The organism is Comamonas aquatica NBRC 14918, from assembly GCF_000739875.1.
Classification (GTDB): Bacteria; Pseudomonadota; Gammaproteobacteria; order Burkholderiales; family Burkholderiaceae_C; genus Comamonas; species Comamonas aquatica.
The window spans coordinates 54829-70726 of the sequence record NZ_BBJR01000041.1; the positions used below are offsets into that span (position 1 = coordinate 54829).

Below are 15898 nucleotides of genomic sequence, written 5' to 3' on the forward strand. Positions count from 1 at the left end.
GGAAGCCAATGCTGGCTATCGGCATTGGTGGCAGGAATTGCGGCAAGTCTGCTGCGCCGCCCCCAACTTTTTACACCCCTAGAGGTATTGACATGAAAAACTCTCTCATCTTGGCTACCGTGATCGCTTCTGCTGCTTTGGTCGCTTGCGGCAAGAAGGAAGAGGCTCCCGTGGCTGCTCCTGCAGCCCCTGCTGTGGAAGCTCCCGCTCCTGCCGCTGAAGCACCTGCTGCTCCCGCCGCTGAAGCCGCTGCTCCCGCTGCTGAAGCCGCTGCTCCTGCTGCTGACGCTGCTGCTCCCGCAGCCGCTCCTGCCGCTGACGCTGCTGCTCCTGCTGCCGACGCTGCCAAGTCCGCCATCGAAGCCAAGTAATTGGCTCCCTCCAGCGGGTTTCCGCTGGGGCGTGAATGAAAAACCCGCTGCGCATGTGCGCAGCGGGTTTTTTTACGCCTTGTAAGGCTTGATGCGCGTGTGAGCAGCGCATAAAAAAACGCCAGTCGCAGGACTGGCGTCGGTGGCGCTGACCAGGGGGCCAGCGGCGGTGGTGCTTACTTCAGGTCGTCGGCAATCACGCGCACGATGCGCTGTGCCGCCTGGGTGGTTTCGGGTTGGCCCTTGGCGTCCAGCACGGTGACCTGGGTCTTCTCGCCCGCGGTACGCACGGCGATCTGGTACTGGCCGGGCTTGTTCTCGGGCTTGCTGCTGAACCAGCCGCTGAACCAGCCCTTCTTCTTCTCGGTGCTGTCGGCGCTGGGCGGCACGTAGCGCACAAAGTACAGGCCCTTGCTGCGGTCACGGTCTTCCACGGTGAAGCCGGTGCGGTCCAGGGCCACACCCACACGACGCCAGGCGCGGTCGAAGGGCTCGCTCAGCTGCAGGGCCGGTAGACCGTTGACGGTGGCGATCTGGGCGGCGGCTGTGGGCTGTGCGGCCACGGCCTTGTTGGAGGCCACCAGGGCGCGCGATTGCTCTTCGCTGGTGCCCAGCTTGATCATCAGGCGACGCAGGAATTCGGTTTCCAGCTCGGGATCGGCCGGGCGGGGCTGCCAGATGGTCGAGTCCTTGTTGGTGTTGCTGTAGACCTCTTCCATGCCACGGTGGGTGATGTAGATCTCGGTCTTGCCGTCGGCGCGGCGTTCCAGGCGGGTGCGGAAGCGGTCACGCTCGCTGGTGGAGTACAGGGAGTCGAACACCTTGCCCAGCGTGGAGCGGATGATGTCCTGCGGCAGCTTAGCGCGGTTCTCGGCCCATTCGGTCTCGATGATGCCCAGATCGGACTTTTCCTGCGCCAGGTTGAAGCCATGGTCCAGCCAGAACTCGCGGGTGGGTTCCCACAGCTGGTCCACGGGACGGTTCACGACCAGCCAGCGCTTGTCGCCATCGCGCATGATTTCGACGTCGCCCACTTGCAGCGGGGCCGCGCGTTCCACGGTCGGCACCTGGGCCTGACCGGCCTGCAGCGCCACGGCCGAGACCGAGCGGTCGGGGCTGGCGGTGTAGCGGGTGTCTTTGGTGAGCTGGGTCAGGTCGGGCGGCACTTCCAGCGTGCTGCCCTTCTTGGCACTCTTGTAGTCGATCTTGCCCTCTTCAATGACGGAGCAGGCAGACAGTGCGACGGCCAAGCCGATCAGGCTCAAACGGGCGGTGTGTTGTGTCACTTTCACGCGGAATTCCTTGGGTGATGCAAAAAGCAAAAGGCAGGACCGGTCAGATCAAACCGGCGTTGCGCAGCGCGGTTTCTACCACAGGCTGGTTGGCGGCCGACAATTCGGTCATGGGCAGGCGCAGCGTGCCGCCGCAATGGCCCATGCGCGCCACGGCCCATTTGACGGGAATGGGGTTGGCTTCCACGAACAGGTGCTTGTGCAGGGGCATGAGCTGGAACTGGATCTCCATGGCACGCTGGATGTTGCCAGCCAGCGCGGCCGCGCACAGTGCGCTCATCAGGCGTGGGGCCACGTTGGCGGTGACCGACACGTTGCCGTGACCACCGCACAGCATCAGGGCCACAGCGGTCGGGTCATCGCCCGAGTACACGCCAAAGCCCTGGGGCACATCGCGGATCAGCCATTGTGCGCGCTCGATGTTGCCCGTGGCTTCCTTGATACCGAAGATGCTGTCGATCTGTGCCAGGCGCAGTACGGTGTCGTGCAGCATGTCGGCCCCGGAGCGGCCGGGCACGTTGTACAGCATCATGGGCAGGTCGCCCACGGCTTCGGCAATCGCCTTGAAGTGCTGGTACTGGCCTTCCTGGGTCGGCTTGTTGTAGTAGGGCACGACCTGCAGTTGGCTGTCGGCGCCCACCTTCTTTGCGTACTTGGCCAGTTCGATCGCCTCGTGGGTGCTGTTGGCACCGCAGCCGGCCATCACGGGCACGCGACCTTGCGCCTGCTCCACGGCCACGCGAATGATCTCGCAGTGTTCCTCCACGTTGACCGTGGGGGACTCGCCCGTGGTGCCGACCACGCCGATACAGTTCGTGCCTTCGGCAATGTGCCAGTCGATCAGTTTGCGCAGGCTGGGGTAGTCGACGCTACCGTCGGCGTGCATGGGTGTGACAAGGGCAACGATGCTGCCCTGCAGGGCGACGGAAGAAGTGGTCATGTCCGCAAAGTGAAACGGGAAAAAAAGCATTCTACCCAGCCGCTTTCGGAGTGCGGACACAGGCCAGACACAGAGGCAACGTGTGGGCCCCTGTTTTTAGCTATTTTGATGTAAATCTCTGCCGCCCTGGCGAAAAACAATCGACCTTTGCTGGGGGCGTTTGCCCCCTGGGCACCCGCAGCCAAGCGCGGCGCATGGGCCAAGGGTCCTGACACCGAGGGCCGTCCGTGGGCCAGGCATGTGCGGCAGCTCACGCGGCATGCACCCAGGCATCGACGGCGGCGTGCGACAGGCGGTCCAGCAGATCCGCGGCATCGGACTGCCGCACCACAAAAAAGCGCAGCGAGTCATCGCTGGTGCGCAGGCGCACCAGGGCCAGTTGCTGCGGCGCCAGGTGCTGCGCCAGGCTGTCAAAGCCGTCTTCCATGCCGTGGCCCTGGGTGCTGGTGTCCCAGTGCCAGTCGTGGGCGCCGGGCAGCCAGCGACTGCTGGCCAGGCCGTCGGCGTCCTTCCAGTCCAGGCGGGCGAATTGTGGCCCCACGGCCAGCAGGTGCTGCCAGTACAGCGTCAGATCGTTGTCCTCGCCGCACAACTCCAGCAGGTCGGGGTCGAAGTCCGGGTCCTCGGTGTCCCAGCCGAAGTCATCGGGGTCCGGCTGTGCGACCGCCGCGCGCCAGGTGGCGACCAGGGCGGTGGCCGCCTCGGCATCACCCAGGCACAGGGTGCGCGCCACGTCCTGCATCCAATCCGTGTCTTCGGCATCGACCAAGTCGCTGCGGCGCAGTACGCGCACTTCGACGTCGGTGTCTCCCTCCAGGCCGCGACGCAAGGCCTGGGTGATGTCGCCCCAGGTTTCCCCGGTGGGGGTGAAGCTGAAGTCCTTGAGCGAGAACCAGCCCATGGCGGCCTCGGGCCCGCTGCCAACGCCGGCCAGCAGCAGGTTTTTCTTGACCGTACGGGCCAGCGGCGGGCACCACAGGTCCGGTGCGCTCAGCAACTGGCCCTGGGTGTTGAACACGCGGGGCTGACCTTCGGGGCTGTAGGCCAGCAGCTTGCCGCCGGGGAAGACCTTGGGGGGCGAGTCGTTGAAGCCCCGCTCGATCTGGGCGAGCGCGCAGGGCACGCGCAGCGTGCCGCTGCGGTGCAGCACACCTTCCAGCAGGGGGCTGCTGCGGTCACCCGGGCGCTGGCGCTGAAAGGCCACGGCCAGTCCGTTCTTGGGGTTGAAGTTCAGCACATGCTCGTAGGGGCTGTCGAACAAGGGCTGGCCCGCGGCATCCAGCACCATCACGGTGTCGTCGCTGCGGCGGGCGCGGATCAACTGGTCGTCGGGGAACAGGTCGATGGCCGTCAGGCCGCTGTGCAGCAAGGCCAGATCGGGCAGGCGGTGCAGCGCGTAGTGGCCCTCCGCGGTGTGCGACTGCATCAGCTGCGGGGTCAACGCCCAGGCTTCGCGGTGGCCCAGGTCGGGGTGCACCAGCCACAGGCCGTTCGCATCCTGAATGCCGCAGTGTTCATCCTGCCCTGGGGTCTTCGGCGGGAAGCTGAGGTTGATGCAGCCGCCACTGGCGAAGGCGCTGTGGGCGCCGGTCTCCGGCGGCAGCAGCCAGCGGCCATAGGGGGTGACCAGACCGACGGGCCAGTGCTCGCGCTCGTCCTCGGTGCGGCAAGGCAGGCCGGTGCGCGGGTGCCGCCGGGGCATGACCTGGTAGGCATCGATCTCCTCTTCCCAGGCCGCGTAATAGCGCTCTTCGTAGGCGTCGGCCAGCCAACTGGGCCAGTCGTCGCTGTCGGCGCGCTCGATGGTGGCGGTGCGTGCCACCACGGCGGGGCTCCACCAGCCCAGCTGGTGGTCCGGGTGCTGCTGCAAAGCTTGTAGCGCTTGCGGCAGGCTGGAAGCGCTGCAATCCCATAAAAGGCATTGATCGCGCTGGGCCTGCAGGAAGGCGGCAAATTCGGGGGTGCTCAGCTCGTGCGGGCACAGCGTGGCGCAGTCCAGCAGCAGCCATTGGCGCTGGCTGGTGGTGATGGTGTGGTCAATCGCCTGCCATTGCTGAGCGAGCGCGGCGGGCCAGTTGCCGGGCGCGGCGCCCAGCAGGTGCTTGAGCCATGCCCAGCGGGCCTGCACCTGGGCCATGGGCGCGGCCAGGGCCGAGAGGCTGTCCGCCTCTTGATAGAAGCTGCAGGGCACCCGCTCAGGCAAGTGCAGTGCATCGCCCATCAGCAGGCTGAACAGCAGCGGCATATGGTTGAACCATTCGGCCCAGCCCTCGCAGACCGCACCGGGGAGGCCGGGTTCGGTGGGCCAGAGGGTGGTGGCGGTCGGGCGTTCGTCGTGGGCCAGCAGCAGGGCGTAATTGGGCATGGGGGCAATTGCGGAAAAGGCGCCAGAGCGGCAAACAATCAGGCAGACAGCGCCACGGGGGGCGATGCGGTCAGACCGGGCGCGATGGCTGCCACGCGCTGCACCACGCGCTCGGGCTGGCGCAGCAGACCGTGCTCGTAGGCCACGACGGTCCAGCCAGCGCAGACCTGCAGCAGTTCACCGGGTGCCAGCAGGAAATCGGGGCGTGAGGGCTTGCCGTAGGCAGCGTTGCCCTGGGCAAAGGTTTCGTACAGCAGCACCCCACCGGGCCGGACGCTGGCCAGCACCTGCGGCCACAGTGGGCGCCACAGGTAGTTGGTCACCACCACGGCGTCAAAGCGGCGGTCCGGCAGGGGCCAGGGGGCGTTTTCCAGGTCGGCGACCAGGGTGTCCACTTCCGGGGGCAGAGCGGCCAGCGCGTGCGCATCGCGGTCCACGCCGGTCACAGCATGGCCCTGGGCGGCCAGCCAGCGGGCGTGGCGGCCGCTGCCACAGGCCAGATCCAGCACCTGTGCGCCATTGGGCAGCAGGTGGGCAAAGCGTTGGACCCATGCGGAAGGTGCAGCGGTCACGGCCGCCGCGTGGGAAGAGCAAGTCATAGGCCGCCAATATACGCGGCCCTGGTCAGGGCTCAGTGCGGCTGCATGTCGTCCTGCAGTGCGGCCAGCGCCATGCGCTCGACCACGCCGGGCGCCAGCAGCTTGAGCCAGCGCCCCAGCTTGCCGCGCGTGGTCATCACTACCTCGCGCTGGCGGTGCTGCACGCCCGCCAGGATCAGGCGCGCGCACTCGGCCACCGGCATCGCACCGTCTTCCTTCAGGCCGCTGCGGCCCGCGGCCTCCCCGCGGGCGTTGTAGCCGTGGTAACGGATGCGGGTGTCCACCACGCCCGGGTAGGCCAGGGTGACACTGACGCCCTGGGGCTTGAGTTCCGCGCGCAGCGCCTCGAAAAAACCGTTCATCGCAAACTTGCTGGCGCTGTAGGCCGTGCGCCCCGGCACCCCCACCAGGCCGGCCAGCGATGACACCGCCACAATCTGCCCGCGCCGTGCCTGCAGGTGGGGCAGGGCCGCGTGGGTGCACCACACGCTGCCCCAGAAGTTGGTGCGCATCACGCTCTCGTACCAGTGCAGGTCTTCGCTGCGCACGTCCGAGAACAGGGCATGGGCCGAGACACCGGCGTTGTTGATCAGGGTGTCGATACCGCCAAACTGCTGCACGGCCTGCTCGATCAGGGCGCGGCATTGCGCGGGGTCGGACACGTCGGTGGGGACGACCAGCACCTGGGCCTGGGCCTCGCGGCAGGCCTGGGCCACGCTGGCCAGGTTGGCCGCCGTGCGGGCGGCCAGCACCAGTTGGACTTGGGATTGGTGGGTGTGGGCCAGCTGGCGGGCCAGTTCAGCGCCGATGCGCCCTCCGAGGCACCGGTGATCACAAAGCAGGGCACAAGGCGACTCCCTGCCCACCCCCTGGGCCGGGGAGCCCAGGCTCAGAAGCAGGCCCAGATGTAGCCGGCCAGTGTGACCATGAAGTCCGGCAGCGTGTACAGGGCAAACACCCCCAGCAGCAGGGCCAGCACGCAGGCCCAGATCAGTGCACGCTGCCACCAGGGCAGCGCCAGGGGCAGGGAGGAGGGGGCGGCGCTTGTCATGCCGGCCATCTTACGCGGAGGCCGGCCGGCGCACCAGGCTGGCCTCGCGGATGGGCAGGTTCACCAGCGCCGCAAAAATGCCCAGGGCGATCGACACATACCAGACCATGTCGTAATTGCCGTTCTGGTCGTACAGGTAGCCGCCCAGCCACACGCCCATGAAGCTGCCGATCTGGTGGCTGAAGAACACGAAGCCGCCCAGCATTGACAGGTGCTGCACGCCAAAGATCTGCGCGATGGTGGCATTCGTCAGCGGCACCGTGGACAGCCACAGAAAGCCCATGGCGGCGGTGAAGCAATAGACCGACCACGGCGACAGCGGCGCCAGCAGGAACAGTACCGTCACCACCGAGCGCAGGCCGTAGATGCCCGACAGCACGTAGCGCTTGCGCATGGGGTACTTTTGGCCCAGGTTGCCCGCCAGGTAGGTGCCGAAGATGTTGAACAGCCCCACCAGCGCCAGGCCGATGCTGGCCACGTGTGGGGCCATGCCGAAGTCCTTGAGGTAGCTGGGCATGTGCACGCCGATGAACATCACCTGGAAGCCGCAGACGAAATAGCCCGACAGCAGCAGCACGAAGCTGGGGTTGGTCCAGGCTTCCTTCAGGGCCTGGCCCACCGTCTGTTCGCGGCGCAGCACCGCGCCCTTGCCAAAGCCTGGCTCGCGCAGGCCGAAGGCCAGCACGGCGATGATCAGCGCCATCAGCGCCAGGATCAGCAGCGCATTGCTCCAGCCGAACTGGGCAATCAGCGTGCCTTCCACCGGCACCATGAAGAACTGGCCGAACGAGCCGGCTGCGGCCGTCACCCCCATGGCCCAGCTGCGCCGTTCCACCGGAATCTGGCGCCCCAGCACACCGTAGATCACGGCATAGGTGGTGCCGGCCTGGGCCGCCCCAATCATCAGCCCCGTGGTCAGGGTGAACAGCAGCGTGGTCGGCGACAGCGCCATGCCCACCAGCCCCAGCGCGTACAGGATGGCGCCGCCAATCAGCACCTTGAAGGCGCCGATGCGGTCAGCGATCATGCCGACGAAGATGCCGAACACCCCCCAGGACAGGTTCTGGATGGCAATCGCCAGCGAGAAGCTCTCGCGCGTCCAGTCCATCTCCTGGGTGATGGGCAGCAGCCACAGACCGAAGCCATGCCGAATGCCCATGGCCAGTGTCACGACCATGCCCCCGCACAGCAGCACCTGGAGCATGGGCAGGCGCTGCATGGATTGTTGTGATTGGTTTTGCATGGAAAGCAATGTAGCGAATTGCTTCGCCAGCTGCTGCAACCTGCGGGATAGGCATTGCATATTCCCGCCATCAGGTGGCACGATGCCGCCTTTGCGACTCGGAGTCTGGTCTTGGTTACTGTGAATTTATCCAGCACTGAGCTGTGGCCGGAACTACAATCCGCCCCCATGGCAGCTAAACCCTCTACTTCTGCATCCGCGTATTCCGAAGGCTCGATCCGCGTGCTCAAGGGCCTGGAGCCCGTCAAGCAACGTCCGGGCATGTACACCCGCACCGACAACCCCCTGCACATCCTGCAGGAGGTGATCGACAACGCCGCCGACGAAGCGCTGGCCGGTTTCGGCAAGAAAATCAAGCTCACCCTGCACACCGACGGTTCGGTCAGTGTGGAAGACGATGGCCGCGGCATTCCGTTTGGCCTGCACCCCGAGGAAAAAGCCCCCGTGGTAGAGCTGGTCTTCACCCGCCTGCACGCCGGCGGCAAGTTCGACAAGGGCAACGGCGGGGCCTACAGCTTCTCCGGTGGCCTGCACGGCGTGGGCGTGTCCGTGACCAATGCCCTGGCCACGCGCCTGGAAGTGACCGTGCACCGCGACGGCGAAGTTGCCACGCTGGCGTTTTCCGGTGGCGATGTGGTCGAACCCCTGGCCCGCCGTGCCATGGTGGCCGGCGACCGCAAGCAGGGCACCACGGTGCGCGTCTGGCCCGACGCCAAATACTTCGACAGCCCCCACCTTCCCATGGGCGAGCTGGTGCACCTGCTGCGCTCCAAGGCCGTGCTCATGCCCGGCGTCAGCGTCACGCTGACGAATGAAAAGACCAAGGACGTCCAGCAGTGGCAGTACAAGGGCGGCCTCAAGGACTACCTGGAGCAGACGCTGACCGCCGACGCCGTCATCCCGTTGCTCGAAGGCGAAGGCTATGCCGACAAGCACAGCGACACCTTCAGCGAAGGCGAAGGCGCCGCCTGGTGCCTGGCCTTCACCGAGCAGGGCGCGCCCATGCGCGAGAGCTACGTCAACCTGATTCCCACCACCGCCGGCGGCACGCACGAAAGCGGCCTGCGCGATGGCCTGTTCCAGGCCGTCAAAAGCTTCATCGAGCTGCATGCCCTGCTGCCCAAGGGCGTTAAGCTGATGCCCGACGACGTTTTCGCGCGCGCCAGTTTCGTGCTCTCGGCCAAGGTGCTGGACCCGCAGTTCCAGGGTCAGGTCAAGGAAAAGCTCAACAGCCGCGATGCCGTGCGCCTGGTCTCGGGCTTCGTGAAGCCCGCCATGGAGCTGTGGCTCAACGCCCATGTGGAATTCGGCAAGAAGCTGGCCGAACTGGCCATCAAGGCCGCGCAAATCCGCCAGAAGGCCGGGCAGAAGGTTGAAAAGCGCAAGGGCTCCGGCGTGGCCGTGCTGCCCGGCAAGCTGACCGACTGCGAAAGCCGCGACATTGCCGACAACGAGGTGTTCCTGGTCGAGGGCGATTCCGCCGGCGGCTCGGCCAAGATGGGCCGCGACAAGGCCACCCAGGCCGTGCTGCCGCTGCGCGGCAAGGTGCTCAACACCTGGGAGGTGGACCGCGACCGCCTGTTCGCCAACAACGAGGTGCACGACATCTCCGTGGCCATCGGCGTCGACCCCCACGGCCCCGAGGACACGCCCGACCTGTCCGGCCTGCGCTACGGCAAGATCTGCATCCTGAGCGATGCGGACGTGGACGGCTCGCACATCCAGGTGCTGCTGCTGACCCTGTTCTTCAAGCACTTTCCCAAGCTGATCGAAGCCGGTCATGTGCACATCGCACTGCCGCCGCTGTTCCGCGTGGACGTGCCGGCGCGTGGCAAGAAGCCCGCCGCCAAGGTCTATGCCCTGGACGAGGGCGAACTGAACGCCATCCTCGACAAGGCCGCCAAGGAAGGCGTGGCGCGCGAGAAGTGCCAGATCAGCCGCTTCAAGGGCCTGGGCGAGATGAATGCCGAGCAGCTGTGGGAAACCACGCTCAACCCCGACACCCGCCGCCTGCTGCCCGTGCAGGTCAGCAGCCTGGATGCGGCCGCTTCGGCCCACATCTTTGGCCAGCTGATGGGCAAGGGTGAAGCCGCCGCACGCCGCGAGCTGATGGAGCTGCACGGCGACGCGGTGGAGGTGGATATCTGATTTGTCCGGCTTGCCAACGGCGCACACAGTGCTTAAATGTGAGTGATGACTAACGCCGCCCTCTCGACCACCCTGTGCGCCAGCGCCCGCTTGGCGCGTGCGCGCTGTGCGCTGCGCCAGCTGGCGCTGGCCAGCCTGGGCATGGTGGCCAGCGTGCAGGCCCAGGTCCAGACCTCGGCGCCGTCCGCAGGGGACACCTGGTTTTTCGTCGACCTCCAGGGCGAGCTGCACTACGCCACCGAGCAGGTGGACGAGCGCTACCACCGCTTCTCCATCAGCCCGCTGCCCCCGGGTGACGGCCCGCTGTTTGTCGACGTGCGCGCGGCCGCCAGTGCCCTGGCCGAAGCGACGCACACCGACCCCGAAGCCGCTGCGCGCTACTTTGCCGAAAGCAGTGGCTACCAGCGCCATGCCGGCCAGCTGCGTGCTGCCGCCGACCAGCATGGTGTGGACGAGCAATTGCTCAAGGCCATCGCCACGGCGGAGTCGGGCTTCAACGCCCAGGCGGTCTCGCCCAAGGGGGCCATCGGGCTGATGCAGGTCATTCCGGACACGGCCCTGCGCTTTGGCGTGGAGGGCGACAAGAAGCGCTCGCTGGAGCAAAAGCTCAAGGACCCCGCCATCAACGTGCCGCTGGGCGCGCGCTACCTGCGCCACCTGCAGACCCTGTTTCCGGGCCGCACCGACCTGGTGGTGGCCGCCTACAACGCCGGGGAGGGGGCCGTGCAGCGCTATGGCAACCGGATTCCGCCCTACCAAGAAACACAAAATTACGTGAAAACCGTGATGACCCTCTACCAGAGCCTGCAGCCCCGCTGGGGCGGCGACAGCGTCTCCACCCTGTGCAACATGCCTGCCCAGCAGGTGTGCAGCGTGGCCCGCAGCGCGCGCCTGCGCACCAGCCTGCCGGCCCGCCGAGGGCGCACCGTCCGGTGATGCGGCGCCGCGTTGCGCACCGCCCGCACCCACGTCCCTGATTCAGATGCAGGGCCCCGGCATTGGAGGAGATGCCGAGTGCCCGCAGCCACAACGAAGAAACCATGAGCGAACACACCCCATTGTTGGACCTCTCCACCCAGGCTTCGGGTGATGCCCTGGAGCTGGGCCAGTACGCCCAGCGCGCCTACCTGGAATACGCGCTGAGCGTGGTCAAGGGCCGTGCCCTGCCCGACGTGGCCGACGGCATGAAGCCCGTGCAGCGCCGCATCCTGTATGCGATGGAGCGCATGGGCCTGAGCTATGGCGGCCCCAACAACAACACCGCCGCCAAGCCCGTCAAATCCGCCCGCGTGGTGGGCGATGTGCTGGGCCGCTTCCACCCGCACGGTGACCAGTCCGCCTACGACGCCCTGGTGCGCATGGCCCAGGACTTCAACCAGCGCTACCCGCTGATCGACGGCCAGGGCAATTTCGGCAGCCGCGACGGTGACGGCGCCGCCGCCATGCGCTACACCGAGGCGCGCCTGTCCAAGATCACCACGCTGCTGCTCGACGAGATCGACGAGGGCACGGTCGACTTCGTGCCCAACTACGACGGCAGCACGCAGGAGCCCAGCCAACTGCCCGCACGCCTGCCGTTTGCCCTGCTCAACGGCGCCAGCGGCATTGCCGTGGGCCTGGCCACCGAAATCCCCAGCCACAACCTGCGCGAAGTGGCCAGCGCCTGCGTGGCCCTGCTCAAGCAGCCCGGCCTGTCGGACGACGAGCTGTACGCCCTGATCCCCGGCCCCGACTATCCCGGTGGCGGCCAGATCATCAGCAGCGAGCAGGACATCCGCAACGCCTACAGCACCGGGCGCGGCAGCCTCAAGGTGCGCGCTCGCTGGAGCATCGAGGAGCTGGCGCGCGGCCAGTGGCAGATGGTGGTCAACGAGCTGCCCCCCGGCGTGTCGGCACAGAAGATCCTGGAAGAGATCGAGGAACTCTCCAACCCCAAGGTCAAGACCGGCAAGAAGGCGCTGACGCAGGAGCAGCAGCAGCTCAAGGCCACCGTGCTGTCCGTGCTGGACGGCGTGCGCGACGAGTCCAGCAAGGACGCCCCCGTGCGCCTGGTGATCGAGCCCAAGACCGGCAAGACCCCGCAGCAGGACCTGATCACCACCTTGCTGGCCCACACCAGCTTGGAGAGCAACGCCAGCATCAACCTCACCATGATCGGCCTGGATGGCCGTCCGGTGCAGAAATCGCTGCGCCAGATGCTGCAGGAGTGGGTGGAGTTCCGCCAGACCACCATCACCCGCCGCTCCACGCACCGGCTGGAGAAGGTACAGGCCCGCATCCACATTCTCGAAGGGCGGCAGATCGTGCTGCTCAACATCGACGAGGTGATCGCCATCATCCGCGAGAGCGACGAGCCCAAGGCCGCGCTGATCGCCCGCTTTGACCTCAGCGACCGCCAGGCCGAGGACATCCTCGAAATCCGCCTGCGCCAGTTGGCGCGGCTGGAAGCCATCAAGATCGAAAAGGAACTGAACGAGCTGCGCGAGGACGAAGGCAAGCTGCAGGACATCCTGGCCAACCCCAAGAGCCTGCAGCGCCTGATGGTCAAGGAGATCGAGGCCGACGCCAAAACCTTTGCCGACGAGCGCCGCACCCTCATCCAGGAAGAGAAGAAGGTCACCGCCGAGATCAAGGTGCCGGACGAACCCGTCACCGTCATCGTCTCGGACAAGGGCTGGGTGCGCACCCACAAGGGCCACGGCCACGAGGCCGGCAACTTCAGCTTCAAGGCCGGCGACCAGCTGTGGGGCACCTTTGAATGCCGCACCGTGGACCAGCTCATCGTCTTCGGCACCAACGGCCGCGTCTACAGCGTTCCCGTGGCCACCCTGCCGGGCGGGCGCGGCGACGGCCAGCCCATCAACACCCTGATCGACCTGGAAGCCGGCAGCAAAATCGCCAGCTACTTCGCCGGCCCGGTCAGCGCGCAACTGCTGATCAGCGGCAGCGGCGGCTATGGCTTCATCGCCAAGGTCGAATCCATGTGCGCCCGCAACAAGGGCGGCAAGGGCTTTGTCACCATCCAGGACGGCGAAACCCTGTGCCAGCCCTCCGTCATCGGCGGCACCAACGGCAGCGTGGAACTGCCCGATGCCACCCACGTCGCCTGCCTGACGGCCAGCGGCAACGTGCTGACCTATGCCCTGTCCGAACTCAAGCTCATGACCGGCGGGCGCGGCCTGCAACTGATGAAGGTCGAAGACCAGGACGCCCTGGTCGGCGCCGCCGCCTACACCCGCTCCGTGCGTATCAGCGGTGTGGGCCGCGGCGGCAAGGAGCGGGAGGAGTCGCTGGAGATTCGTTCGCTGAATGCCGCACTGGGCAAGCGCGGTGCCAAGGGCAAGACCACGGGGTGGACGTTCAAGCCCACGGGGATTTTCCGGGCGGAGTAAGTTTTATTTATTTTGATAGCTGGTGGCGCTTGCCGGATCAGCGCTGGAGGCTAAAAAGGCTGTTAACTCTTTGCGGGGTTAGCAGACTTTTCGTTTGGGGTGCTGTTTGTTGGTTGTAGCCGTGACCTTGCTTGCAAAATTGGGGCGAGGAAGGTGAGTTTTGTCGACAGCTGTTGGTGATATGAAATGATTTGTTTTCGGCAAAACAAGCAATGGCTGCGCGAGTTCTGCAATTTGAGCCAGGCTCCAGATATGGCTGACACGCTGGATGTGATTCATCAAGTGAAAGGGGTTGGGGGATGGCCGAGCAATTTGTCCATGAGTCTTTGGATTCAAGCTTTGACCAAGCCTTTGCTCAGCAAATGCAACTGCGATGGTGGCCATGGGTCGGGAGAAAATTTGCTGTGTCGCCGGTTCGGACCATGCTGTTGGGTGAGAGTGTGTACGACTGGAGCCCTGGCAAAGAGACCTGCCGAAGCCGTTATGCCCAAACGACAGGCCTGCGCATCTCGCATGTGAACCATGCATTGCGCTTGGATCGTGACTCTGCATATGTCCGGAATGTCGAGCGTGCGTTCTTTGATACAGCAACGCCCAGTGACGCGCAAAAAATGGCGCTGTGGCATTCAGTGGTTTATCACAACCTTGTATTGGACTTGTTGGACAACCCAAAACATCGTCCATCGATGAATCAGTACATCGCGGGTTGGCATGAGGCATTGCGTTTGTGCGAGACATTGGCGATTGATCAATGTGTGATCTATGGTGTCGAACTACCGAAGCGACTGGCTTTGCGCGAAGTTGCACGGGCCAAAGGATTGAAGCTGCTCAGTCGCCAACTTGTGGAAGTCCAAGGCCGTTCCAAGGGGCGAATTGCCAAGTACGAATGGCCAAATGGGAAAGTCCTGAAACTTGTGTTTATCCGCCATCCCAGCGCATTTTTTAGCTGGCGAAAGTGGGCCACTGTGTTTGCTAAAGAGGTGTGCTCACCAATGGAAAGCTAACTCCCTGCGCATTGCTGGCTGAGCAGAGTGACCTAGCTATGCAGCGAGCCGGACAGCCGCCGGCCAGGCTCGCCTTGTTTGGGGGTACTTGCTTGGTGCGAAGCCAAACCCAGGCGGTGCGCCCGTCGGGGTGAAATCCCGGCCTCTGGCCCTGCAGGGCAGCACGGCCACTCGCGGTGATTCGCGATCGCGCCGCAGGCGCGGCAAGCCATGCATGGCAATGCATCTATCCAGCATCCACCCCACCGGCAGGGCGTTGCCCGGTCGCCGCTTGTCGCGGCCTTCCGTCCGCGCCAAGATGCCGGTGTGCGCAGGGAACGGCGCGTGGTGCGCAATGCCCGCTGCGCTGCGTGCGCCGCACCAGTCGTTCCCACCCAGCCAGGAGGACGGACATGCCAGGCTTTCACACCGCAGTGCTGACCGTGTTGGCCATGCTGGCGTTTGCGGCCAATTCCTTGTTGTGCCGGTTGGCGCTGCAGTCCAATGCCATCGATGCGGCCAGCTTCACGGCGGTGCGGCTGGTGTCGGGCGCACTGGTGCTGGCGCTGGTGGTGCGGCTGCGGGCCCTGCCTGCGGCGGCGGGCCGTGGCCGCTGGGGTTCGGCGGCGTGGCTGTTTGTGTATGCGGCGGCGTTTTCGCTGGCCTACCTGCAGTTGCCGGCGGGCGTGGGCGCGCTGCTGCTGTTTGGGGCGGTGCAGGCCACGATGGTGGGCGTGGGCCTGTGGCGGGGCGAGTGGCTGGCGCTGCACCAATGGGCCGGGTTGGTGCTGGCCCTGGGCGGGCTGGTGGTGCTGCTGCGGCCCGGGCTGTCGGCCCCACCCTGGGGCGCGGCGGGGCTGATGCTGCTGGCCGGTGTGGCCTGGGGCGCGTATTCGCTGCGCGGCAAGGGGGCGAAAGACCCGGTGGGGGTGACGGCGGGCAACTTTCTGCGGGCTGCGCCGCTGGCGCTGCTCATGTGGGGGCTGATGGTGGGCCAGGCCTCCGTCAGCGCGGCGGGGCTGGCCTCTGCGCTGTGCTCTGGCGCACTGACGTCCGGGCTGGGCTATGTGGCCTGGTATGCGGCGCTGCCGCAGTTGAAGGCGGGCACGGCGGCGTCGGTGCAACTGAGCATGCCGCTGCTGGCGGCCATCGGGGCCGTGTAGCTGCTGGGGGAAAGCTGGACGCTGCGGTTGTCGCTGGCGGGGGCGGGGGCGGCCATCCTGGGTGGGATTGCGCTGGTGGTGCTGGCGCGGCCTGGGCCGCCGCCTGCGGTGACCGCCGTTCCAGGGCGCCAGCCCTGAGTGCTTGCCAGCGCGCCGGTGACGTGGTAGCCGTACCGTGCTGGGGTGACTGCGCTCCATATCTGGCCAGTCGCCGGTTGGCAAGGCTTGATTAGAAATCGTAGCGTGCAGTGCTTGTCAGGTCTGCGTGGCAGCCATGCATGGGCACAAAGTCTCAACACCACCCAAAGCGCTTTAACCTAGGGCTTTTGGCAGCCAATTTTTTTCTCCCCT

At 66.0% G+C, this 15898-nt stretch carries 11 protein-coding genes and 2 pseudogenes; 6 read left to right on the top strand and 7 right to left on the bottom strand.

The genetic code is table 11. The features are described from left to right. Positions 1 to 92 precede the first annotated feature (92 nt). Positions 93 to 371: a hypothetical protein gene (locus tag CA2_RS17525; RefSeq protein WP_081770617.1), complete on the top strand. Its 279-nt coding sequence runs from the start codon at positions 93 to 95 to the stop codon at positions 369 to 371. Between the two features lie 176 nt (positions 372 to 547). On the opposite strand, the gene bamC is transcribed toward CA2_RS17525, so the two are convergent. The 7 genes and pseudogenes from bamC to CA2_RS08720 all read right to left on the bottom strand — a co-directional run bounded on the left by bamC (position 548) and on the right by CA2_RS08720 (position 7822). Continuing rightward, positions 548 to 1657 carry an NlpB/DapX family lipoprotein gene (gene bamC, locus CA2_RS08695; protein ID WP_042415552.1) on the bottom strand — a complete coding sequence of 370 codons (1110 nt, stop codon included), beginning with the start codon at positions 1655 to 1657 and terminating at the stop codon, positions 548 to 550. A 49-nt stretch (positions 1658 to 1706) separates the two neighbouring features. Continuing rightward, complete coding sequence (gene dapA, locus CA2_RS08700) at positions 1707 to 2603, bottom strand: 4-hydroxy-tetrahydrodipicolinate synthase (RefSeq protein WP_042415411.1); 897 nt, start codon at positions 2601 to 2603, stop codon at positions 1707 to 1709. Positions 2604 to 2853: 250 nt separating this feature from the next. Further along, the gene (locus CA2_RS08705) at positions 2854 to 4968 is read right to left on the bottom strand and encodes a DUF7822 domain-containing protein (RefSeq protein ID WP_042415414.1); all 2115 of its coding nucleotides are present in this window, start codon (positions 4966 to 4968) and stop codon (positions 2854 to 2856) included. Between the two features lie 38 nt (positions 4969 to 5006). Further along, complete coding sequence (locus CA2_RS08710; protein ID WP_042415417.1) at positions 5007 to 5567, bottom strand: class I SAM-dependent methyltransferase; 561 nt, start codon at positions 5565 to 5567, stop codon at positions 5007 to 5009. A gap of 32 nt (positions 5568 to 5599) precedes the next feature. Then, positions 5600 to 6414 (bottom strand): annotated as a pseudogene (locus CA2_RS08715) (SDR family oxidoreductase). A 42-nt stretch (positions 6415 to 6456) separates the two neighbouring features. Then, entirely contained in the window at positions 6457 to 6618 is a 162-nt protein-coding gene (locus tag CA2_RS18255; RefSeq protein ID WP_169741461.1) for a hypothetical protein, read from the bottom strand. Positions 6619 to 6628: 10 nt separating this feature from the next. Continuing rightward, positions 6629 to 7822: an MFS transporter gene (locus CA2_RS08720; protein ID WP_042415556.1), complete on the bottom strand. Its 1194-nt coding sequence runs from the start codon at positions 7820 to 7822 to the stop codon at positions 6629 to 6631. Positions 7823 to 8029: 207 nt separating this feature from the next. On the opposite strand from CA2_RS08720, the gene CA2_RS08725 reads away from it, so the two are divergent. The 5 genes and pseudogenes from CA2_RS08725 to CA2_RS08740 all read left to right on the top strand — a co-directional run bounded on the left by CA2_RS08725 (position 8030) and on the right by CA2_RS08740 (position 15685). Beyond that, positions 8030 to 10009: a DNA topoisomerase IV subunit B gene (locus CA2_RS08725; RefSeq protein WP_042415420.1), complete on the top strand. Its 1980-nt coding sequence runs from the start codon at positions 8030 to 8032 to the stop codon at positions 10007 to 10009. Positions 10010 to 10054: 45 nt separating this feature from the next. Beyond that, entirely contained in the window at positions 10055 to 10945 is an 891-nt protein-coding gene (locus tag CA2_RS08730; protein ID WP_052369880.1) for a lytic transglycosylase domain-containing protein, read from the top strand. A gap of 104 nt (positions 10946 to 11049) precedes the next feature. Then, a complete protein-coding gene (gene parC / locus CA2_RS08735; RefSeq protein ID WP_042415562.1) occupies positions 11050 to 13401 on the top strand; it encodes a DNA topoisomerase IV subunit A in 2352 nt (783 codons plus the stop codon). 299 nt (positions 13402 to 13700) lie between these two features. Then, positions 13701 to 14405: a hypothetical protein gene (locus tag CA2_RS17995; protein ID WP_156105998.1), complete on the top strand. Its 705-nt coding sequence runs from the start codon at positions 13701 to 13703 to the stop codon at positions 14403 to 14405. Positions 14406 to 14797: 392 nt separating this feature from the next. Then, positions 14798 to 15685: pseudogene (locus CA2_RS08740) on the top strand (DMT family transporter). The last annotated feature ends 213 nt before the right edge of the window (positions 15686 to 15898 follow it).